Origin of the sequence: Xanthomonas vasicola (assembly GCF_000772705.2) — a bacterium.
GTDB classification, from domain to species: Bacteria; Pseudomonadota; Gammaproteobacteria; order Xanthomonadales; family Xanthomonadaceae; genus Xanthomonas; species Xanthomonas vasicola.
In genome coordinates this window covers 97,203-118,386 of the sequence record NZ_JSBW02000041.1, presented here as the reverse complement: position 1 = coordinate 118,386, position 21,184 = coordinate 97,203, and the positions used below count along the sequence as shown (strand labels likewise).

Here is a 21,184-nt window from a genome sequence, read left to right as displayed (position 1 = left end):
AGGACGATCAGCGCTGAGTGCGCTGGTCAGTCCCGCAGGTGCCATCCGTCGAAGCGCTGCACGCGGTTGCGGCCATCGCGACGCGCCTGTTGTAGCGCATGACGGGCGCGTGCCAGCAAGGTATTACTCTCAAGCGCAGCGTGCGCGGCAACGTCCACCAGCCCGGCGCTTATGGTCAACGGGCCGGTAGGCCAGGGTGCGTCTTCCACGGCCTTGCGCACGCCTTCGGCAGCAGCGAGTACCGCCGATGCCGTCGTTGTCGGCAGCGCCACGCAGAATTGGTCGCAGGCCAGGCGTGACAAGATCGCCTCTGGCGGCAGCTGCGCTTCAAGCACGGCAGCCAACTGAAGCAAGGTGGCATCTGCCGCCGCTGCGCCGGCCTGTAATTTCTGCCGTTTGAAGCCATCCAGTTCGATCAACATGAAGCCTAATGCGGCGTCAGGTGGCGCGCTGGGCGCGTCTGCAAGCGCATGTAAGGCGTGCTCCAGGCCGGCGCGATTCCATAGCCCGGTGAGCACGTCGCGCAATGCATCCAGTTCCACCAGCCGAGCGGCCTGTTGCAGTTCGATGGTATTGACGACTTGCTTGGCCAATGATTGCAACGCGTCGCGCTCGGCGACCGACAGGCGCCGCGGGGTGCGGTCCAGCACGCACAGCGTGCCCAGCGCGATACCGTCGGAAGTCAGCAGCGGCGCGCCCGCATAGAAACGGATCTGCGGCTCGCCCGTAACCAGCGCATTGTGCGTGAAGCGTGGGTCCAGAAGGGTGTCGCCGACTTCCATCACCTGATCGGGTTCGAGAATGGCGTGCGCGCAGAACGAGAGTTCGCGCGGTGTCTCGGTCGGCTGCATGCCGACCTTGGATTTGAACCACTGCCGATGTGTATCGATCAGCGAAATCAGTGCCATCGGCGTGCGGAAGAGCGTGGCCGCAATCGAGGTGAACGCGTCGTAGCTTGGCTCCGCTGCGGTGTCCAGCAGGCGGTACGCATGCAGCGCATCCACGCGCTCATCTTCGTTGGCCGGCAGGCGCGCACCGAAATTCGCGTTGACGCCACCTGGGAGCAGCGTTGCGTGGATCAGGTTCAACGCGGGTGCGTCGGGTATCTGCATGCGAAGCACCACCGGAACAAGGCGCCATCAAGGCGATGAAGGAATAAAGCGGCGAGGCGCTGGCGGATGCAATTGTAGTGCTGCCATGGCACTGCTCTCTGGACACCGGCATACCGGCGGGTGCCTGTCCTGATCTTGCTACAGGAGCACTGGCGCGTCCGGCGCTTGAGTCTAGTCCTGCAGACCCCGCGTTGACAGTCGCCTGATACGTTGCAAGGCCGCGCGGGCGATGGTGCGGGGGGGGGCGACCGTATCAGCGGCCCGGGTACTGCGCGGTGCCAGGCTGCGGCTTGGGCCAACTCACTCTCCCTGACTAACTTTGCCCTTGGGGCGGCGGCTGTGTTCGTCGTGCACCTTCAGATCTTCCTGGCCCGGGCGTTGCTTGGCGGCATCGTCGTGCTGGCGGTCCTGCTGGCTCTCAGTCACGCCGTGCGCATCGTCGGCGACTTCGTCGGGTTGTTGGCCTTTATTGCTCATGGTCTGGATCCACCGTTGGAGTGAAGCCGAACGTTAGCGCGCGCGATGTGATCCCGGCGCCACGGCGACCAGTTGCCTTGCACAGCTCTTCGCCCAGCAGCGCCCTCCAGTAACGCACGAGCCCCGGAAACATGACGTTTCCAGGGCTCGTGCGTTTGATGCAATGGTGGAGCGGAAGGGGATCGAACCCTCGACCTTCGCGATGCGAACGCGACGCTCTCCCAGCTGAGCTACCGCCCCACGTGCTTCGATTCTACCCACAAGCTGCGCGGTTCGCCAAGCGAAGGACGCAGCCGACCGTGCAACGCTGCAGTCATGTGGGCCTTGGTCTTACTCGCGAACCAGCGGGAACTTGAGGTCCGGGTTCTTTGCCTTCCATTCCTTGTACGACACCGAACCTTCCCAGGCAGCGAAGGCCTTCGGGGTGCGGCCACGGCCGGACCAGGTTTCGCCGGTGTGCGGCAGCTCGTACTTGGGCTTCACTTCGCTGCGGCCGCTCTTGACCACTTCCTTGCGGGCAGCGGTGGTGCCCAAGTAGGCGGCAATGTCGTTGCGCTGCTTGGTGTTGAAGTGACCGGCGAACTGTTCGAGCAGCGAGACGATGGTGGCATGCGCAGAGGATGCCTCGCTCGCGCGCTCGGTTTTCTCCTGTTCTTCCAGCTTCTGCAGTTCGTCCAGCAGCTTGGCTTTGGCTTGCGCGATGGAATCCAGTTTCGAAGAGGTATTGCTCACAGAGGTATGGCCTCGGAATAAAGAGTGGACACGCTGCCCGAAGGGCGCGCGGCATTATGGCATGTGGCCCGGGGGCGGCCGTTATGGAACAGGGGTTTGCACACAGCGTGAACGGGCCTTTCACGACGCCTGTTCAAGCGCTTTCGCATTGTCGCTACAGGCGCTACTTGGCCACAGGCTGACGTTAGCAGACCCGACAATGACGATACAGGAGCATGCAATGAGTGACGACAAACGTAACGTTGGCTCGCCAGACCGCGACCGCATCAACGTCAATGAACCCTACGAGCTGCAGTACTGGACCAAGACCCTGGGCGTCAGCGCCGAGGAGTTACGCGCCGCCGTGCAGAAGGTTGGCCCGGCCGCTGCCAGCGTGCGTCAGCACTTGGGCAAATAAGCGGGAAGGTTTGCCATGAGCCTGAGCGAGTACCGCCGCAAGCGCAGCTTCGACAAGACCCGTGAGCCAGAGCCGGGCAAGGCCCTGCCGCAAGGGCGGCGCGCGATCTTCGTCGTGCAGTTGCACCACGCCAGTCGCCGCCACTACGACTTCCGCCTGCAGGTTGGCGATGCACTCAAGAGCTGGGCGGTACCGAAGGGGCCAAGCTACGACCCCAAGGTCAAGCGCATGGCAGTGGAGGTCGAAGATCACCCGGTCGACTACGCGAGCTTCGAGGGCGAGATTCCCAAAGGCGAATACGGCGGCGGGCATGTGGCGCAGTTCGACCATGGCGTGTGGGCGACCACGGGCGATGCGGAAGCGCAGCTGGCCAAGGGACATCTGCGCTTCGAATTGTTCGGCAACAAGCTCAAGGGCGGCTGGCATCTGGTGCGCTCCAGCAAGCCGGCGCGGCAGCCGCAGTGGCTGCTATTCAAGGAGGACGATGCCTATGCGGGCAGGCTGGAAGCAGACGATCTGCTGGCCGATGTCGCTGCCGCGCCCGCGGAGGATGTGCGCCGCGCAGGCGCGGGCAAGCCCCAGCGAAAAACGCTGAAGACGGTGCCGCTGCCGGCCGCGAAAAAGCGCGGCGGCTGGGCGAAGAAGGCGCTGGCGCTGACCAATGCACGGCGTGCCGAGATGGAAGATGCCGCATTTGCGCCGCAGCTGGCCAAGCTGGGCCAGTCCCCGCCCGAAGGCGCGCAGTGGCTGCATGAAATCAAATGGGACGGTTACCGCATCCTGGCAACGGTCACCGCAGGCAAGGTGCGGCTGTGGTCGCGCAATGCGCTGGAGTGGACCGACAAGACGCCGGAGATTGCCGATGCAATCCGGTCGCTGGGCCTGCGCAGCGCGCAGATCGATGGCGAATTGATTGCCGGACGCGGCACCAAAGAAGACTTCAACCTGCTGCAGGCCGCCCTGTCTGGCGAACGCCAAATGCCGCTGGCACTGGCGGTGTTCGATTTGCTGCACGTGGACGGCGTGGACATTCGCGAGGCGCCGCTGCGCGAGCGCAAGCACTTGTTGCAGCAAGTGCTTGAGGCGGCGTCCAGCACGCATCTGGCCTACAGCTCACATGTGGAAGGCGATGGCACCGAGGCATTCCAGGTCGCCGGCGAGCAACATTTCGAAGGCATCATTTCCAAACGTGCCGATCGCCCCTATCGCGACGGGCGCAGCGACGATTGGCGCAAGACCAAGCAGCTGGCAAGCCAGGAATATGCGGTGGTCGGCTATACCGCGCCCAAGGGCAGCCGCAGTGGCTTTGGCTCGCTGTTATTGGCCACGCCGGACCCGGTACATGGCTGGTTGTACGTGGGCCGCGTTGGGTCCGGCTTTTCCGATGCCTTGATGCGCGAAGTCACCCAGCAGTTGGAGGGTGGTGGTGACCGTAAACCCACTGCGCACGTTCCCACCGACGACACCGACTTGCGCGGCGCCACCTGGTTTGCGCCACGCTTCGTGGTGGAAGTGTTCTACCGCGGCATCGGTGGGCAAAAGTTGCTGCGGCAGGCATCGTTCAAGGCGCTGCGCCCGGATAAGCGCATTGCCGATCTTTCCGACAGCGATGCGGCAGATGGCGCGGCTGCAACGCCTTCGGCCAAGCGTTCGCCAAAGCGTGGTGCGAAAAATGCCAGGACTGTGACCACTCAGGCACCAAAGCGTGCAGCAACGCGCGCCGCAGCGGCTGCCACGCGCAAATCGGCAGTTGCCGCACCCGCTGCGGACGCGATGCCGACGCTGTCCAGCCCGACCAAGCTGATCTATCCCGATATCCGCGCGACAAAGCGCGACGTGTGGGACTACTACCAGGCGGTGATGGATCACCTGTTGCCGCAGATCGTAGGCCGGCCGCTGTCGATCATCCGCTGCCCGAGCGGCGCGGAAAAACCGTGTTTTTTCCAGAAACACCACACGGCCGGCCTCGAGCGCGTGAGCTCGGTCAAGCTGACCGAAGAGACCGGCACCAACGCGTACTACCTTGTTGTCGAAGATGCGCCCGGCTTGCTGGAACTGGTGCAATTCAATGCGCTGGAATTCCATCCCTGGGGCTCGCACGCCGACCGACCGGATGTTGCCGACCGTGTGGTGTTCGATCTCGATCCCGGCCCGGATGTGCCGTTTTCCGAGGTCAAACGTGCAGCAAACGATATTCGCAAGCTGCTGGCGCAGCTTGAGCTGGAATCGTTCTTGCGCGTCTCCGGCGGCAAGGGCCTGCACGTGGTGGTGCCCTTGAACCCCGGTTGTGATTGGGAAGTGACCAAGCGATTCGCCAAAGGGTTTGCTGATGCCTTGGCGCAGGCGGAGCCGCAGCGGTTTATCGCCACTGCTACCAAAAGCCTGCGCAACAAGCGCATCTTCGTCGACTATCTGCGCAACGGCCGTGGTGCCACCGCGGTGGCGTCCTACTCGTTGCGTGGCCGCCCGGGTGCGCCAGTCGCGCTGCCGCTGCCGTGGTCGGACTTGTCCAAGCTACAACGCGCCGACGCGTTTACCTTGCGCGATGTGCCGGAGAAGCTGCGCCGCCGTCGCAAGGACCCGTGGGCAGACATGGACCGCATCCAGCAGAACCTGGCGCGTTGGGCGGAGCAAGATGAGGATTGAAGCCTGACGCCGCTGCCGCGCAAGCCAACAAAAAAGCCCGCTTGGCTGCGGGCTTACGTGTCAAACCGCTAGCAAGCCTACGCCGCGGATTCTTCCAGCAGCGGCATCACCTGCGCTTCCAGCACCGCACGCCGCCACTGGCCTAGCGCCGCGGGCCAGCTGCGCTGTTCGATCAAGGTTTCCAGGTGCCTGCGTGAGGCCAATAGACCATCCGGCAGGCCGAGTTCGCGGCTGCGCTGCGCCACGGTGTCCTGCAAACGCTTGAGCACGGCCTTGTTGCCATCGGTGGCGGCTTGGGCAAGTGGCGCATGCTCTTCGTCGGGCAGTGGCGTGTTGAGCGCGTCCCACACCGCATTGGCGAGCTTGTGCGGTGCCTTGGGAAATTTATCGAACTGGCGCAGCAAGGCATCCGGATCGGTGGGTGGAAACCGCGCCAATTGGCTGGCCAGTTCGTTGTCCAGAATCCAGCTGCGCGGGCGATCACTCTGACGCGCCTGCAGGTCGCGCCAACGCAGCAGGCGTAACAGCCGCCGTTGCGCCGCCGGCTCCAGGAATTGCGCAGTGCGCAGGCTCACATGCGGCCAACGTTCGCCATCGTCGTGCTCCACCGTGGCCAGCAGGCGTTCGGCATCTTCGGCCAGCCAGCCCAGGCGGTCCTGCTCGGTGAGGCGGCGGGTGAGTTCGTCGTGGATCGCGAACAGAAAGCGCACGTCGTCGGCGGCGTATTCCAGCTGCGACGGCGACAGCGGGCGGCGCATCCAGTCTGAGCGCGTCTCGCCCTTGGTCAGCAAGGTGCCGGTCACTTCCTGCACCAGTTTCTGGTAGCCCATGCCGCCGCCGACACCGGCCAGCGCCGCGGCGATCTGGGTGTCGAACAACGGTCGCGGCAACACACCACACGCACATTTGAAGGTGACCAGGTCTTCGCTGGCGCTATGCATCACCTTGACGATGTCGGTGGCGGTCAGCCACTCCTTGAGCGCCTCGTTCATGCCGGGAATCAGCGGGTCGATCAGCAGGATCTCCTCGCCGATGGCCATCTGCACCAGCGCCAGTTGCGGCCAGTAGGTGCGTTCGCGAATGAATTCGGTATCCAGGCCGATGCGCGACGGGCGCGCTGCCTGCAGGCGGTCGGTCAGCTCGGAGGGGTGGGTAATCCAATGGGGCACGTGATTTCCGTCGACAGCAAGGGTTTGCGCAGAACGCGCAGAATAGCCTAACGTCGCGATCGCCTGTCGTGCGGCAGAGCACTGGAAGGAGCAGGTGGTGGGTGAGTGCGGTGACCGGATTGCAGCGTGGGCAATGGTCGTGCTGAGAGCGGCTGGCAAAACGACTGCGCAGCTACCAGGCGGGCGCGGCCGGTGCCCGGAATTGGCAGCTACCACTCGGACACTCCGGGTCCTGGGCGGCAGCAACGCCCGCCTGCCGACTGCTTGCTACGTGTTGTTAGCCGCTCTCAGCACGTGCGCTTGTTCGCGCACACCGACACCAGTGCCCGCGGTTGCGCCACAACCGGCACCTGCGGTCGCCGCGCCGAGCAAGCCGAACGTTTCCATCGGGGGCGAAGAGTCCGCCGAGACCGTGGCGCAATGGCAGCCGCCTGCGGTGGAGTTGGGCGATGAGCCGTTGGCGCAAGTGCGCAAGCGCGCCGACCAGGCATTGCAGGAAGGCCGCCTGTATCGCGACGCTGACGATGCGATCCCGTTGTACCTGGCGATTCAGCAGCGTGCCGGCGGCAAGGACGCGACCAGCCGCCGCGGCCTGGAGCAGGCACGCCGCCGGTTGCTCGAACGCGGCGCGGCGTTGATCGAACAGACCGAACAACAGGACGATGCGCTGGAGCAAGCGCGGGAGGTGGCCTTTGTCGCGCTCGCCCTCGCACCGCAAGACCCAAAGGTGCGTGCCCTGCAACGCGAGGTGGAAACCGCGCAGCGCGTGCTGGCGTTCAACCGCGCCGGCGAAGAAGACCTGCGCGGTGGACGGCTCGGGGAAGACGGCAACGGCGCACTGGTGAATTTCCGTGATGCCGCGCAACTGGCCCCCGACAACCCGCGCACCCGCCAAGGCCTGGCCGCCGTGGAAAGCGGCCTGCTGGAGCGCGCCGAACAGGCGGCACAGGCAAGCGACTTCATTGGTGCACGTTACTGGCTGCAGATGGGAGGGCAGGTGCGCGAGCATGCGCCCACTATTGCCGATGCGCGCGCGCGGGTGGAGCGTCTGCGCCGCGCGCAGATCGCCGCATTGCACGATGCCGGTCTGCACGATCTGAATTCGCCGCGCGGGCTCAAGGCGGCCGGCGAAAAACTTGCCGAAGTGCTGCGCATCGCCGACCCCGGCGATCCGGTGGCCGGCGATCTGCGCCGCCGCCTGGAGCTGGCCACGCACTACGGCAGCTTCCGTCCCGGACAGGTGTTCACGGACGGGCTCAAGGTCGGTGGGCGTGGCCCCCAGATGATTGTGGTGCCGCATGGCGCGTTTCAGATGGGCGCCGGCGATGCTGAACCGGGCGCATCCGACAACGAGCGCCCTGCCCATTACGTGCGCTTCGCGCGCGGCTTTGCGTTGTCGATCACCGAGGTCACGGTCGCCGAGTTCCGTCAGTTCGTCGAGGCCACCGGTGCGCGCCCACGTGCCACCCGGCGCGGGCATTCGGTGGTGTACGACGAGCGCAGCGGTAACTTCATCCGCCGCAGCGGCGTGGATTGGCAATCCGATTACAACGGCGCGCAGGCCGCACCCAATAGCCCGGTGATGCACGTGAGCATTCGCGATGCCGAAGCGTATGCATCCTGGCTTTCGGAACAGACCGGCCGCCATTACCACGTGCCCAGCGAGGCCGAGTTCGAATATGCCGTGCGCGCCGGTACTACCGGACGCTATCCGTGGGGCAATGCGGGCTCGCCCCCGGCCGATGCCGGCAATTTCACCGGCGGCAACGACGTCTCGCGCAGCGGCCGGCGCTGGAACAATGGGTTTGTCGGCTACGGCGACGGCTTCTGGGGCCCGGCGCCGGTGGGCAGCTTTCGCGCCAACGCCTGGGGTCTGCACGACATGGGCGGCAACCTGAGCGAATGGGTGGCCGATTGCTGGCACGCCAGCTATCGCCGTGCGCCGGCCGATGGCGCTGCCTGGTTCAACCCGGGCTGCCGCCAGCGCATGATCCGCGGCGGCAGCTGGGCCAATTCGCCGCAACAGACACGTGCGGCGTGGCGGCAGTCGCAGGATTCGGACACCACCAGTGCGCGTATTGGCTTCAGGGTGGCGCGTGGAATTTGACTGAATCTGACATGGCGTGCGGCGCGGCGATCGTGCCTTGTGTGACCGCTGCACTCGGCTTGCTGTTTAGCCGCTAAGTGCGCTTCTCGGATCGACAGCGCGATCCAGGTAAAGCAATACGAGAGCGTCTTCGCTCCGACAGAGGGACGGGTAGACGCAGGCTAAGCGAGCCAGGCCTCTGTGCCGCATCACGAGCGAACACTGCTGGAAGCACGCTGCGTTTTTACAAGGATTTTTGGGGGCGCTTGCGGACGGCGGTTGGATTCTCTGTACAGCCAATCGACGACGGTGCTGAAAGACCGACCAAGACCGAGGAGTTTGTGATGCGGTAGTCCTGCCGTTTCATGCGCGTTGTAGAGCACACTTGCAGACTATGGATCGCTAGCAACGCCGTTACGCCCGATATACTTTGTTCAGCTGGCTTAACGGGGACGAACAGCGGGCGCATCACGACGAAGCCGGCCGTGTCTGCTGTGGTCAAATTGCCACCGCATGAGGGGACGCCGTGATGGGCATGGGGATCAAGATGTTTCGTTGGGTCATAGCGATTTTGCTGATTGGCGGCAGCGGCTACGCCGTGGCGCGGCATTTGCAGGACAGTAATACCGCCGGGCATTACGGTTCGGTCGAAGTTATTCGCCCGGAAGGCACGCCCAAGGCAATGGTGATCTTGCTGCCCGACAGCGGCCATCCCGAGGAAAGTCAGCGGCTGGCCGATACGCTGAGCAACGATGGCGCGCTGGTCGCGGTGGTCGATACCGCCAAGTACCGCGAACGCGCGCGCTCGCACCAGGTCGCCTGTAGTTCGCTGGCCGACGATGCGGAGCGACTGGGCAAGAAATTGTTGCGCGCCGAGCATGTCGATGCGTTCATGCCGCCGGTGTTGGTGGGGCAAGGCGACGGCGCAGTCCTGGCGCGCCAGGCAGTGGCCTCGGCCGCGCCCGACGTGCTGGGCGGCGCGGTGGTCGCTGATGCTGGTACCAAGGATCCAGGCCTGGCGTGCTCGCGTGATATGCCCAATGCCAGTGAGGGTTTCCTGGACGATCTGGCCGACGACTCCAGCCCGATGCAGATCGCCGCGGCCACACGCGGCCACTTCCTGGCTGCGCAGTCGCAAGGCCTGGGCGATTTGCCGCTCGTAGAACTGCACGCGCCCGGCAGCGACCGTCTGGTGGTGATGCTCTCCGGCGATGGCGGCTGGCGCGAACTGGATAAAGGCATTGCCGCGCAGCTGCAGCAGCAGGGCGTGTCGGTGGTGGGCTGGAACAGCCTGCGCTACTTCTGGGGCAGCCGCACGCCGCAGCAAGTGGGCGCAGATCTGGACCGGGTGATCGCCAGCTATCGCGAGCGTTGGCACATCCAGCACGTCGCCTTGGTTGGCTATTCGTTCGGCGCCGATGTGTTGCCGTTCGCGTATCCGGAACTTTCGCCGCAGCAACGCGCCTCGGTGCAATTCGTCAGCCTGCTTGGCCTCGGCCACGAGGCTGACTTCAAGGTGCGCGTTGGTGGCTGGCTGGGCTGGCATAACGATGCCGAGCGCGATGTGGAGCCGGCCATTCAGTCGCTGGACGCGCACCGCCTGCAATGCATCTACGGCGACGAAGAAAAAGACACGCTGTGCCCGGAACTTCGCGCACGCGGCGTGCAGGTGCTGGCACGCCCGGGTGGGCATCACTTCGACCACGATCCGGTGGTGCTGGCCAATCTGCTGATGGAGGGCTGGCAGCATGCAGCGCAGACGCCGAGCGCGGAAACAGCAAGTCGCTCCTAACGCCGCGTGGAACCGGCAAAGCGTTGCATCACGTTCTCTGGAGCGGTTGATCGAAAACGACAATCGGCGCCGAGCACCTTCCACCATGCAAAGGTGCTCGACTTTAGGCACGGCTAGCGGTCTTACGTCAGCGAAATCCCGGATTCACCCGACCCGTAGCGTGTTCCAACGTGCTCTCTGGCACCGCGCCGACCCGCGCGGCACTCACTGGAAAGGCGCCTTCGAAAAGTTCATGGCAGCGCTGAGCGCGGGCATTGCTACAGTAGCCATGATGTCGCGCGTGGCTTGCTGTCAGCGCTCGCCACGCTCCACCCGCACTTCAATACTTCCATCGGCCAGCTGCGCACGCAGGCGCTCGCCTGCCACCACCTCGGCGGCGCTGCGCACCACGCTGCCATCGGCAGGGCGGGTCATGATGGCGTAGCCGCGCGCAACCGTTGCCAGCGGGCTGACCGCTTCCAGCGAGCGCGTAATGCTGCGCAGCTGCACTTGATCGTGCTGCAGGCGCCGTTGCATGGCCGCCTGGGGATGCAACGCCCGCAGGCGTTGCTGCAAGCCCGCCAGATGACGTTGCGGGTTGTGTGATTGCAGCTGCGCTTGCCCGCGCTGCACACGCGCCTGCAAGCGCTCAAGCACTTGCGTCATGCGCGCACGCAGCTGGCGACCAGCTTCTTCCTGGCGGCGATGAAGCAGTTGCAGGCGCGCCTGCGGGCTATGCGCACGCAAGCGCAGCGCAAGCCGGTCGGCGCGTTGCATGGCACTACCCAGAGCGTGCTGCTGAAGTTGGGCTATGCGCGCCTGCGCACGTCGCACACGCGCCACCAGCTCGCGTTGATCGGGCACCAGCAATTCGGCCGCTACCGAAGGTGTGGGGGCACGCACATCTGCCACGAAATCGCTGAGGCTAAAGTCGGTCTCGTGGCCGACTGCAGACACCACCGGCGTCTGCGCAGCGGCAATCGCGCGTGCCAGGCGTTCGTCATTGAAGGCCCACAAATCTTCCAGCGAGCCGCCGCCCCGGGTGATCAGGATCACGTCATAGCGCCCGGACGCATCGGCGCGTTGCAGCAGCGAGGTGATCTGTGCGGCGGCGCTGTCGCCTTGCACCAGCGAGGGCAGTAGGTCCACTTCCAGCAGCGGAAAGCGCCGCGCCAGCACGCTGAGCACATCGCGCACCGCGGCGCCGCTGGGCGAGGTGATCACCGCAAGACGCTGCACATGCGCCGGTAGTGCCTGCTTGCGCTCGGCATCGAGCAAGCCTTCGGCCGCAAGGCGTGCACGCAGTTCGTCGAAGGCGCGCCGCAAGGCGCCTTCGCCGGCTTCTTCCATATGGTCGAGCACCAGTTGGTAGTCGCCGCGTGCTTCGTACAGGGTGAGGCGCCCGCGCGCGACCACGCGTAGGCCTTCGCGCGGCTGGAATTTCAGCCAGGTGCTCTTGGGCTTGAACATCGCACAACGGATCTGTGCCCGCGCATCCTTGAGCGTGAAATACAGATGCCCCGACGAGGGCCGGGTGACGCTGCTCAGTTCGGCTTCTACCCAGACCAGCGGGAAGCTGCCTTCCAGCAGGTCGCGCGCCAGCGAGTTGAGCTGGCTGGGAGTGAGGATCTGTTCGTTGCGGTCGGCCATCGCCACATTATCCCGTAGTGGCGGAGATCGTGGGAGATTGGCTGACGCAAGCCAATGCAATCGGTGACTGCATCGATGACCAGCGCGTGCATGTAGGGGCCGCAGGTGCCTTAGAAGCGCGACATGCTAGCGAATGCCCATTAGCTCAGACCGTGTTGCGCCAACGCCCAGCCAACATGTTCGCGCACCAACGCCGAGTCGTCGTGCCGGCGCGCTTCCAGTGCGGCCAGTACCTCCGGCGTGCCGGGCGCATTGCCCAGGCCGACGGCGATATTGCGCAGCCAGCGTTCGTGTCCGCTGCGGCGGATCGGGCTGCCTTCGGTGCGGCGCAGGAATTCGTCTGCGTCCCAGGCTACTAACTGTGGCAGCGTGGCAACGTCCAGGTCATTGCGGGCGCGAAAGTCGGCCTCGTCAGTGCGCTTGGCGAACTTGTTCCAGGGGCAGATCAGCTGGCAATCGTCGCAGCCGAAGATGCGGTTGCCGATGGGCTTACGCATGTCTTCAGGAATTGCGCCATCGTGTTCGATGGTGAGGTACGCAATGCAGCGGCGCGCATCCAGCCGGTACGGCGCGATGATGGCTTGGGTGGGGCAGATGTCGATGCAACGCGTGCAGGTGCCGCAATGCGCGGTTGCGGGAGTGTCGATCGGCAGCGGCAGGTCGAGGTAGATCTCACCTAGAAAAAACCACGAGCCACCGTTGCGATCGATCAGGCAGGTGTGTTTGCCGATCCAGCCCAAACCGGCATTGCGTGCCAGTGCGCGCTCCAGCACCGGCGCGGAATCGACGAACACGCGGAAGCCGAATGCGCCGATCTCGCCCTGGATGCGCTCGGCCAGTTTCTGCAGCCGGTTGCGCATCAGCTTGTGGTAATCGCGCCCCAGCGCATAGCGCGCCACATAGGCGCGGTTGCCGTCGTGCAAGGTGTTCCAGGCCTCGGTGTCGTCCTTGCGGCCGTAATCCATGCCCACCGACAACACGCGCAAAGTGCCGGGTACCAGCTCCTGCGGGCGCGAGCGCTTGTCGCCGTGCTGGGCCATCCAATGCATGGTCCCGTACAGGCCTTCTTCCAGCCAACTACGCAGATGCACTTCATCTTCGCCCAGCTCAATGCCGGTAATGCCGCAACGTTGAAAGCCGGCTTCGCGCGCAAGCACGCGAATGCGCGCAGCGGCATCGGCAGGGTCGGGGCGGGCGAGGACGGCAGACATGACGACAAGTATAGAATTCCCGGCATGTACGCACCCCTCGATCTTTACGACACCGCCGCCGCGCGCATTCTCGATGCGCAGGCCACTACGCTGCTCGGTGGCGACGGCTACATCTTGATGCAGCGCGCCGGGCAGGCGGCCTGGCAGTGGTTGTTTGAACGCTGGCCGCAGGCGCGCCGCATCGTGGTGGTGTGCGGCACCGGCAACAACGGTGGCGATGGCTATGTGCTGGCGCGCCTAGCGCACCGCGCAGGGCGTCAGGTGCGTGTGGTGCATCTGCCCGAGCACGGCCCCGGCTCGGAGCTGGCCCAGCGTGCCTGCACTGACTACCTGGCGGTCGGTGGCGCGATCGAATTGTTTCCGTATCCGCTGGCGCAGGCCGATGTGATCGTCGATGCGCTGTTTGGTATCGGCCTGAATCGCGCACCGGACGACGCGACCACTGCGTTGATCGACGCCATCAACGCGGCCGGCATGCCGGTATTCGCGCTGGATGTGCCCAGCGGCATCAATGCCGATCATGGGGTGGCTTTCGGCGCCGCAGTAAATGCCGCGCTGACCTTGCAGTTCATCGTGCCGCATCTCGGGCTCTACACCGGTGACGCGCTGGAACACGCTGGCGAGCGCGCAGTCGCGTCGCTAGAGGTGCCGCCGTCTGCATTCGATGGACTGACGCCAGCCGCGCACAGTTGGAATAGCGATGCACTGGCCGCGCAGTTGCGCCCGCGTCGTCGCAACACGCACAAGGGCGAATCCGGGCGGGTGCTGTGCGTGGGCGGCAATCTCGGCAGCGGTGGCGCCATCATGCTGACCGCCGAGGCGACGCTGCGCAGCGGCGCCGGCTTGGTGCAGGTCGCAACGCGCGCCGAGCATGTGACCCCGCTGCTGGCGCGCTGTCCCGAAGCGATGGTGCGCGCAGTGCAGGCCGATGACGACATCGCCGCGCTCGCTCAGGCCGCCGATGCGGTCGCACTCGGACCCGGGCTAGGGCAGGACGCCTGGGCGCAGGCGTTGTGGCATGCCGGGCTGGGTGCCGACACGGCTGTGGTGATCGACGCCGATGGCTTGAATCTACTGCCTAGCAACGCGGTGCCGGCGCGCGGCCCGCGCATCCTGACCCCGCACCCGGGCGAAGCCGGTCGTTTGCTGGGTCTCTCGACCGCGCAGATTCAGCGCGATCGTCCGGCCGCTGCGGCTGCATTGGCAAAGCGCTATCACGCGGTGGTGGTGCTCAAAGGCGCCGGCACGGTGGTCGCCGCCCCAGACGCAGTGCCGCGCATCATCGACGCAGGCAATCCGGGCATGGCGGTCGGAGGCATGGGTGATCTGTTGACCGGCGTGATCGCGGCATTGTTGGGGCAGGGCTGGTCGCCATTCGACGCCGCCAGCCTTGGCGCCTTGCTGCATGCCTGCGCCGGCGATGCAGCGGCACGCGCCGGCGAGCGCGGCTTATTGCCCACCGACCTGCTTCCCGAGCTGCGCCGCCTCGCCAACGCTGGAGCCATCGCATGATCGACCTCAACGGACACCTGCACGACGCGCAGGCCACCGAAACCCTGGGCCAGGCTCTGGCCGCGGTGCGGCCCGCCAGCGCCATGGTGCAGTTGCATGGTGACCTGGGCGCCGGCAAATCCACCCTCGCACGCGCGCTGCTGCGCGCACTCGGCGTCACTGGGCCGATTCGCAGCCCAACGTACACCCTGGTCGAACGCTACCCGCTAAGTGCCGGCGATGAAGCCTGGCATCTGGATCTGTATCGCATCGGCCATGCCGGAGAACTGGATTTTCTCGGGCTCGACGAGGGCAGTGCGAGCCTGTGGCTGGTCGAATGGCCGGAGCGCGGCACTGGCGTGCTGCCGCCGGTCGATCTGGACGTGGAACTGGCCGTTGACGGCGAAGGCCGCAGCGCTCGGTTGCTGGGTCGCAGTCCGGTCGGGCACGGCTGGCTGGAGCGTCTGTCGCAGCAACCCCAGTTGCAGGCCCTTTTTGCCACCGCACGAGAAGAATGAACGCCAGGTTGTGGATTATTAAGGGAAATCACCTTGCAATTCGCACAGTTGGATGATTGAATCCAGCGCCATGACACCGGGGATCCGCCAGTTCTGTGTTTCCGCCCTGACCGCCAGCCTGAGCCTGGCGTTTTTTGCTGCGTGGGCCGGCGAAATTAAAGGTGTGGGCGTGAGTACCGGCGCCACCGGAACCCGCGCCGAAATTCAGCTCGCCGGCAGCGGTGGCTTCAAGACCTTGTCGCTGGCGAACCCGAATCGCTTGGTGGTCGATTTTCCCGATTCCTCCGGCGCGCGTGGCCTCAAGCTGCCGGCTGCCGCCGGGCTGGTGACCTCGGTACGTACTGGCCAGCCGGTACCGGGGACATTCCGGGTGGTCTTCGAGCTGGCAACGCCGGTGACGCCGCTGAAGCCGCAGATGCAGACCATGGGTGGCGGCTCGACATTGGTGATCGAGTGGCCGGGCGATCCAACTCCGCCTGCAGCTTCCGTGGTCGCTGCTGCGGCACCGCCAACTACCGCCCCGGCGCCACGTTCGCTCAATGCACAAACCGAGGCCGCGCGCGCAACCGCTGCGCTGGCTGCTTCTGCGCAGCGCGCTTCCTCAGTGCCGCCGCCCCAACCACAACCTCCGCCGCCTGCACCGTACGTGCCGGCATCGGCGATGCCGACCGTTACCCAGGCGCCGGTGCCGACCACCGTTGCCACTGGTGTGCCGACGCCGCGGCCCGGCACCACTACCAATAACGCAGCGCCGACTGGCGTCGCCGGCAGCACGCCTAACCGTGCCACCGTGACCACTGCCAATGCACCGGCTGGCGCAGTGGCGGCCGGCAGTAGCGCATCTGCAGCTGCCATCTTGAACGGCGGCAGCGCACCGATGGGTGCGATGTCAGGTGGCGGCAGCGCAGCAGGCACCCCCAGCGGCGGGTCAACAAGCGCAGTGGCCGCTGCGAATGACGACAACGATCTTCCGCCACGTCCAGTGCTGCCCAGCGAAGCCTCGCGGATCAAGATGGTACCGGGCATGCGTCCGCTGATCGTCGCGATCGATCCCGGCCACGGCGGCCAGGATCCGGGTGCCATGGGTCCCACCGGCAAGCGCGAAAAAGACGTCACTCTGGCGGTGGGTCGTGAACTGGCGCGCCAGATCAACGCCACGCCCGGCATGAAGGCATACCTGACCCGCGATACCGATGTCTTCATCCCGTTGCCGATGCGCGCGCAGAAAGCCCGCGCCGCCAAGGCCGACATCTTTATCTCCATCCATGCCGACGCTGCTGAAAACCGTAGCGCCACCGGCTCCTCGGTGTATGTATTGTCGACCAAGGGTGCCTCGTCGCAACGCGCGCGCTGGCTGGCGGATAAGGAAAACGCCGCCGATCTGGTCGGTGGCGTGCGCTTGCAGCAGACCGAAAGCACGCTGGCCAACGTACTGCTCGACCTGGCTCAGAGCGGTCACATGAAAGCCTCCGAAGACGCCGCCGGCCATGTGCTGGGTGGGCTCAAGCGCATCGGCAACAATCACAAGCCGCAGTTGGAACGCGCCAATTTTGCGGTGCTGCGCACCTCCGACATGCCGGCGATGCTGGTGGAAACCGCCTTCATCTCCAATCCGGATGAAGAGCGTCGCCTGATCGACCCGGCTTACCAGCGCAAGATCGCCGCAGCCGTGCTGGATGGCATCGACACCTTCTTCACCCGCCAGCCACCGCCGGGTACCTTGTTCGCCGCGCGTGCGCAGGCCGAAGCCGATGCCGTCGGCACCGTGGCCGGCGGCAGCCGCTGACCCGCTCGGCTATCATTACGCACTGATTCCCTGATGACGGCGCCCGCGCGCCGCAGGATTGCCGTGCCGACGTCTGCCTTTTCTGTTACACCCGCGATGCACTGCGTTTTGCGCTTCCAGCAGGGGAGCGCGCGTTGATGGCGATTCGTCAGTTGCCCGAGATTCTGGTCAACCAGATTGCCGCCGGCGAAGTCGTCGAGCGGCCCGCCTCGGTGGTCAAGGAACTGGTCGAAAATGCACTCGACGCCGGCGCCACGCGCGTGGATATCGAGCTCGAAGAAGGCGGCGTGCGGCTGATCCGTATCCGCGACAACGGCGGCGGCATCACCCCGGACGAACTGCCGCTAGCGGTGTCGCGGCATGCCACCAGCAAGATCGCCTCGCTGGACGATCTGGAAACCGTTGCCACGCTCGGCTTCCGCGGCGAAGCCTTGCCGTCGATCGCCTCGGTCAGCCGCTTCACTTTGACCTCGCGCCGGCACGATGCCGAACACGGATTCGCGCTGGAAATCGACGGCGGCCGCCTGGGCGAAGTAGTGCCACGTGCACATGCGCCGGGCACCACGGTCGAAGTCCGCGAGTTGTTCTTCAACGTGCCGGCACGGCGCAAGTTCCTGCGTGCCGAACGCACCGAACTCGGGCACATCGAAGAGTGGCTGCGCTCGTTGGCGCTGGCGCGACCGGATGTGGAATTGCGCGTCTCGCACAATGGCAAGCCGTCGCGTCGTTACAAGCCGGGCGATCTGTATTCGGATGCGCGGCTGGGCGAGACGCTGGGCGAAGATTTTGCGCGCCAGGCCTTGCGTGTGGACCACAGTGGCAGCGGTCTGCGCCTGCATGGTTGGGTCGCGCAACCACATTACTCGCGCGCCAGTACCGACCAGCAATACCTCTACGTCAACGGCCGTTCGGTGCGCGACCGCAGCGTGGCGCATGCGGTGAAGATGGCTTACGGCGACGTGCTGTTCCACGGACGTCAGCCGGCCTATGTGCTGTTTCTGGAACTGGACCCGGCGCGCGTGGACGTCAACGTGCATCCGGCCAAGCACGAAGTGCGGTTTCGCGAAGCGCGGCTGATCCACGATTTCGTCTATCGCACTTTGCAGGATGCGCTGGCGCACACCCGCGCCGGCGCGACGCCGAACAGCATCGGCAGTGATGGTGCCGGCTACACGGGTGCTACCGCCGGCGGAACGGGCAATATCGCGAGCGGCGGTCTTCCAAGCCATGGGACCGCACCCGGTAGTAGCGGTAGCGGCTACAACTACACGAACTGGACGCCTTCGCAGACGCCGCTGGGCTTGCGTGTGGACGAGGCGCGCGCCGCCTACAGCGCGTTGTACGCGCCGCCGCCGAGCAGCGCCCAGCAATCGGCAGGCATGCCGAGCATGGTCGGCACCGGCTTGCCGGCAACCGCAGAAGACAGCGGAGTGCCGCCGCTCGGATATGCCATCGCGCAGTTGCATGGCATCTACATCCTTGCCGAAAACGCCGAGGGCCTGATCGTGGTCGACATGCATGCGGCGCACGAGCGCATCGGCTATGAGCGGCTTAAAAATGCCCACGACAGCATTGGTCTGCACGCGCAGCCGCTGCTGGTGCCGATGACGCTGGCGGTGGGCGAGCGCGAAGCCGACACCGCCGAGCGCGAAGCCGACACGCTTGCCACGCTCGGGTTCGAGATCACCCGCGCCGGCCCGCAGTCGCTGCACGTGCGCAGCATTCCCGCGTTACTGGCGAGTGCGGAACCGGAGGCGCTGCTGCGCGATGTGTTGGGCGATCTGCGCGAGCATGGTCAAAGCCGGCGCATCGCCAGCGCACGCGACGAACTGCTCTCCACCATGGCCTGCCACGGCGCAGTGCGCGCCAACCGCCGCCTCACCGTGCCGGAAATGAACGCGCTGCTGCGCGATATGGAAGCCACCGAACGCTCGGGCCAATGCAACCATGGCCGACCGACCTGGGCGCGGTTTACGCTGAGCGATATTGATCGTTGGTTTCTCAGGGGGCGTTGATGGCAGTGCACAGGGGGAAAGGCTGGCTGCTCGGCATGCTGGTGACGGCAGTGTTGGTAGGGTGCGGGCGCGATGCGCCACCGCCGGCCGCGCCGGTCGCACTCGACAAGATATTTCTGGCCGACACCGCCGCCTGGCGCGAAGAGCGTCTCAAAGAGCTACGCGCGCCCGATGGCTGGACCAGCCTGGTCGGCCTGCACTGGCTGTCGCTGAAGGCGCATTACATCGGCAGCAGCACCGATAGCGGCATCAAACTGGCGGTGGGCCCGCCGAAGATGGGCATGGTGTCCACCGAGAACAACGCGGTCTGGTTCGTGCCCGAGCGAGGCGCCGCACTGACCGTCGACGGCAAGCCACTGACCGGCCGGATCCACTTCCAGTCCGACCGTGATCCGCAGCCCACACTCATCCATTTCGATGATGGCAAAGGTTTGTTGAGCCTGATCCGTCGTGGCGACCGCTATGCGCTGCGGGTCAAGCATGCCGACGCAGCGTCGCGCACGCACTTCGCTGGTCTGGACTACTGGCCGCTGGATTCGTCCTGGCGCATCAGCGCGCGCTACGTGCCCAATGCTGTCGGCAAGACCATCCCTATCGTAGATATCGTCGGCATCAGCAGTGAGCAGCCAAATGCGGGTGCGATCGAGTTCAAGCGCGACGGCAAGACGTATCGATTGGAAACCATTGGCGAGCCGGGGCGGCCAATGTTTGTGGTTTTCGCCGATCGCACCAGCGGGCACGGCAGCTATCCGGCCGGACGTTTTCTGGATCTGGACGTGCCCGATGCCTCCGGCAAGGTTGTGGTCGACTTCAATCGCGCCTACAGCCCGCCATGCGCATTTACCCCGTTCGCCACCTGCCCGTTGCCGCCGCCGGAAAACCGCATCGATCTGGCGGTGTCTGCAGGCGAGAAGGCCTACAAGGTGCCGCACTGACATGCGCGACGCTGATATGTGCGGAGGAACACGATGACAGCGCAACCGACAACGTCGACGCGCCAACGTGTTGCCGCCTGGTGCAGCGGCGCGCTGCTCGGTCTGACCTTGTGGAGCGGGGCGCTCGTGCCGGGGTGGGCGCGCGGCGCAAGCGACACACCAGTCGGCCCGCCGGTGCCGCTGCTGTGGAAGGTTGAAGGCAAGGGCGGCACCGTGTATCTGCTGGGCTCGTTCCACGTGCTCAAGCCCAGCGACTACCCGCTGTCCCCGGATGTGATGCAGGCTTTCGGCAAGGCCGACCGGCTGCTATTCGAGTTGCCCCCTGACGATGCGCAATCGCCCGAACTGGCCAGTCGCATGTTGCAGGCCGCGCGGCGCACCGATGGGCGCACGCTGCAGGACACACTGGATGCGAAGACCTGGCAGTCGCTGAGTGCCTACGCGCGTAAGTATGGGATGCCGCTGGAGAGCTTGCAGCGGCTCAAGCCCTGGTTCGTGGCGCTGACGATCAGCCTGGCCGAGATGACCCGGCAAGGCATGGACCCGAACGCGGGGCTGGACCATTACCTGATGCAAAAGGCGCAGGCACGCGGCAAACCGGCCGATGGCCTGGAGCGCGCCGCCGAACAGATCGCGTTGCTCGATGGCATGTCGCCGACCGAGCAGCATCAGTTGCTGGAAGAATCGCTGGACGAGGCCGATGCCAGCGACCAACTGCGCCAGCTGCATGCAGCCTGGCGTAATGGCGACGTGCATACGCTATCCATGCAAATGGCCGAGGACATGCGTTGCCAGTACCCGGCGCTGTATCAGGACATCAATGTCGAGCGCAATGCGCGCTGGGTGCCGCGTCTGGAACAGCGGCTCGGCAAAGGCAGCGGAACCACGCTGGTGGTGGTCGGTGCGCTGCATTTGCTGGGCAATGATGGCGTAGTGGAGCGTCTGCGTGCACGCGGCTACAACGTGGAGCGGATCTGCGCGGTCTGCGCAAAGCAGGCCGGCCGCTGATCGACTGCACCCGGGAGCGTGACGCTCCTGGCGCAGCTTCAGACTTAGAGCGGCTACAAAACGTAGCGAGCAGTCGTCAGGCGGGCACGGACAGCGCGGAGGAACCGCAGTGTACGGAGCGGTACATGCCGATTCGAGCACCGGCCACGCCCGCCTGGCGGTGGGCGCAGTCGTTTTGTG

General features: G+C 65.4%; 16 protein-coding genes, 1 tRNA gene and 2 other RNA genes. 11 read left to right on the top strand and 8 right to left on the bottom strand.

What is annotated here, in order from left to right:
• Positions 1 to 26: 26 nt before the first annotated feature.
• From NX05_RS11585 to NX05_RS11575, 4 genes are all read right to left on the bottom strand, one after another.
• Positions 27 to 1,112, bottom strand: coding sequence for a sensor domain-containing diguanylate cyclase (locus NX05_RS11585; RefSeq protein ID WP_039434586.1), 1,086 nt, complete (start codon positions 1,110 to 1,112; stop codon positions 27 to 29).
• Positions 1,113 to 1,412: 300 nt separating this feature from the next.
• Positions 1,413 to 1,589: a hypothetical protein gene (locus tag NX05_RS24425; protein ID WP_017118644.1), complete on the bottom strand. Its 177-nt coding sequence runs from the start codon at positions 1,587 to 1,589 to the stop codon at positions 1,413 to 1,415.
• A 164-nt stretch (positions 1,590 to 1,753) separates the two neighbouring features.
• Positions 1,754 to 1,829, bottom strand: a tRNA-Ala gene (locus tag NX05_RS11580).
• A gap of 90 nt (positions 1,830 to 1,919) precedes the next feature.
• The gene (locus NX05_RS11575; protein ID WP_003485983.1) at positions 1,920 to 2,321 is read right to left on the bottom strand and encodes an H-NS histone family protein; all 402 of its coding nucleotides are present in this window, start codon (positions 2,319 to 2,321) and stop codon (positions 1,920 to 1,922) included.
• Positions 2,322 to 2,541: 220 nt separating this feature from the next.
• Between NX05_RS11575 and NX05_RS22445 the strand changes: the two genes are divergently transcribed.
• Both NX05_RS22445 and ligD read left to right on the top strand, forming a co-directional pair.
• Positions 2,542 to 2,718 carry a DUF3606 domain-containing protein gene (locus NX05_RS22445; RefSeq protein WP_010372635.1) on the top strand — a complete coding sequence of 59 codons (177 nt, stop codon included), beginning with the start codon at positions 2,542 to 2,544 and terminating at the stop codon, positions 2,716 to 2,718.
• Between the two features lie 15 nt (positions 2,719 to 2,733).
• Positions 2,734 to 5,364: a DNA ligase D gene (gene ligD, locus NX05_RS11570; protein ID WP_039434588.1), complete on the top strand. Its 2,631-nt coding sequence runs from the start codon at positions 2,734 to 2,736 to the stop codon at positions 5,362 to 5,364.
• A gap of 77 nt (positions 5,365 to 5,441) precedes the next feature.
• Here the strand turns inward: ligD and rnd are convergent, their stop codons facing one another.
• The gene (gene rnd / locus NX05_RS11565) at positions 5,442 to 6,533 is read right to left on the bottom strand and encodes a ribonuclease D (protein WP_039434591.1); all 1,092 of its coding nucleotides are present in this window, start codon (positions 6,531 to 6,533) and stop codon (positions 5,442 to 5,444) included.
• A gap of 207 nt (positions 6,534 to 6,740) precedes the next feature.
• Between rnd and NX05_RS22435 the strand changes: the two genes are divergently transcribed.
• From NX05_RS22435 to NX05_RS11555, 3 genes are all read left to right on the top strand, one after another.
• Positions 6,741 to 6,816, top strand: a non-coding RNA gene (locus tag NX05_RS22435) — sX9 sRNA.
• Positions 6,805 to 8,640, top strand: a complete 1,836-nt coding sequence (locus NX05_RS11560; protein ID WP_052239593.1) for a formylglycine-generating enzyme family protein — start codon at positions 6,805 to 6,807, stop codon at positions 8,638 to 8,640. The genes NX05_RS22435 and NX05_RS11560 overlap by 12 nt, the downstream gene beginning before the upstream one ends.
• Before the next feature lie 508 nt (positions 8,641 to 9,148).
• Positions 9,149 to 10,411 (top strand): virulence factor, encoded by a 1,263-nt coding sequence (locus NX05_RS11555; protein WP_010382379.1) that lies wholly within the window; start codon positions 9,149 to 9,151, stop codon positions 10,409 to 10,411.
• Between the two features lie 291 nt (positions 10,412 to 10,702).
• Here the strand turns inward: NX05_RS11555 and xseA are convergent, their stop codons facing one another.
• Positions 10,703 to 12,040, bottom strand: coding sequence for an exodeoxyribonuclease VII large subunit (xseA, locus tag NX05_RS11550; RefSeq protein ID WP_010372660.1), 1,338 nt, complete (start codon positions 12,038 to 12,040; stop codon positions 10,703 to 10,705).
• Between the two features lie 140 nt (positions 12,041 to 12,180).
• Positions 12,181 to 13,251, bottom strand: a complete 1,071-nt coding sequence (gene queG / locus NX05_RS11545) for a tRNA epoxyqueuosine(34) reductase QueG (protein ID WP_039434598.1) — start codon at positions 13,249 to 13,251, stop codon at positions 12,181 to 12,183.
• A 24-nt stretch (positions 13,252 to 13,275) separates the two neighbouring features.
• Between queG and NX05_RS11540 the strand changes: the two genes are divergently transcribed.
• The 6 genes from NX05_RS11540 to NX05_RS11515 all read left to right on the top strand — a co-directional run bounded on the left by NX05_RS11540 (position 13,276) and on the right by NX05_RS11515 (position 21,004).
• Positions 13,276 to 14,763: a bifunctional ADP-dependent NAD(P)H-hydrate dehydratase/NAD(P)H-hydrate epimerase gene (locus tag NX05_RS11540; RefSeq protein ID WP_039434599.1), complete on the top strand. Its 1,488-nt coding sequence runs from the start codon at positions 13,276 to 13,278 to the stop codon at positions 14,761 to 14,763.
• Positions 14,760 to 15,260, top strand: a complete 501-nt coding sequence (tsaE, locus tag NX05_RS11535; protein WP_039434603.1) for a tRNA (adenosine(37)-N6)-threonylcarbamoyltransferase complex ATPase subunit type 1 TsaE — start codon at positions 14,760 to 14,762, stop codon at positions 15,258 to 15,260. Before NX05_RS11540 ends, tsaE begins: the two co-directional genes overlap by 4 nt.
• A gap of 70 nt (positions 15,261 to 15,330) precedes the next feature.
• Positions 15,331 to 17,046 carry an N-acetylmuramoyl-L-alanine amidase gene (locus tag NX05_RS11530; RefSeq protein ID WP_172645718.1) on the top strand — a complete coding sequence of 572 codons (1,716 nt, stop codon included), beginning with the start codon at positions 15,331 to 15,333 and terminating at the stop codon, positions 17,044 to 17,046.
• 137 nt (positions 17,047 to 17,183) lie between these two features.
• A complete protein-coding gene (gene mutL / locus NX05_RS11525) occupies positions 17,184 to 19,061 on the top strand; it encodes a DNA mismatch repair endonuclease MutL (RefSeq protein WP_039434608.1) in 1,878 nt (625 codons plus the stop codon).
• Positions 19,061 to 19,996 carry a DUF1684 domain-containing protein gene (locus NX05_RS11520; protein WP_039434611.1) on the top strand — a complete coding sequence of 312 codons (936 nt, stop codon included), beginning with the start codon at positions 19,061 to 19,063 and terminating at the stop codon, positions 19,994 to 19,996. Before mutL ends, NX05_RS11520 begins: the two co-directional genes overlap by 1 nt.
• 33 nt (positions 19,997 to 20,029) lie before the next feature.
• Positions 20,030 to 21,004 (top strand): TraB/GumN family protein, encoded by a 975-nt coding sequence (locus NX05_RS11515; RefSeq protein WP_039434614.1) that lies wholly within the window; start codon positions 20,030 to 20,032, stop codon positions 21,002 to 21,004.
• Positions 21,005 to 21,055: 51 nt separating this feature from the next.
• Here NX05_RS11515 and NX05_RS22430 read toward each other — a convergent pair.
• Positions 21,056 to 21,131, bottom strand: a non-coding RNA gene (locus tag NX05_RS22430) — sX9 sRNA.
• Between the last annotated feature and the right edge of the window lie 53 nt (positions 21,132 to 21,184).

Excerpts from the sequence above, each read along its gene's own strand:
- NX05_RS11520 (WP_039434611.1), top strand. The coding sequence starts at position 19,061 with ATGGCAGTGCACAGGGGGAAAGGCTGGCTGCTCGGCATGCTGGTGACG.
- NX05_RS11540 (WP_039434599.1), top strand. The coding sequence starts at position 13,276 with ATGTACGCACCCCTCGATCTTTACGACACCGCCGCCGCGCGCATTCTC.
- NX05_RS22445 (WP_010372635.1), top strand. The coding sequence starts at position 2,542 with ATGAGTGACGACAAACGTAACGTTGGCTCGCCAGACCGCGACCGCATC.
- tsaE (WP_039434603.1), top strand. The coding sequence starts at position 14,760 with ATGATCGACCTCAACGGACACCTGCACGACGCGCAGGCCACCGAAACC.
- ligD (WP_039434588.1), top strand. The coding sequence starts at position 2,734 with ATGAGCCTGAGCGAGTACCGCCGCAAGCGCAGCTTCGACAAGACCCGT.
- NX05_RS11530 (WP_172645718.1), top strand. The coding sequence starts at position 15,331 with ATGACACCGGGGATCCGCCAGTTCTGTGTTTCCGCCCTGACCGCCAGC.
- xseA (WP_010372660.1), bottom strand. The coding sequence starts at position 12,040 with ATGGCCGACCGCAACGAACAGATCCTCACTCCCAGCCAGCTCAACTCG.
- NX05_RS24425 (WP_017118644.1), bottom strand. The coding sequence starts at position 1,589 with ATGAGCAATAAAGGCCAACAACCCGACGAAGTCGCCGACGATGCGCAC.
- mutL (WP_039434608.1), top strand. The coding sequence starts at position 17,184 with ATGGCGATTCGTCAGTTGCCCGAGATTCTGGTCAACCAGATTGCCGCC.
- NX05_RS11515 (WP_039434614.1), top strand. The coding sequence starts at position 20,030 with ATGACAGCGCAACCGACAACGTCGACGCGCCAACGTGTTGCCGCCTGG.
- NX05_RS11585 (WP_039434586.1), bottom strand. The coding sequence starts at position 1,112 with ATGCAGATACCCGACGCACCCGCGTTGAACCTGATCCACGCAACGCTG.
- queG (WP_039434598.1), bottom strand. The coding sequence starts at position 13,251 with ATGTCTGCCGTCCTCGCCCGCCCCGACCCTGCCGATGCCGCTGCGCGC.
- NX05_RS11555 (WP_010382379.1), top strand. The coding sequence starts at position 9,149 with ATGGGCATGGGGATCAAGATGTTTCGTTGGGTCATAGCGATTTTGCTG.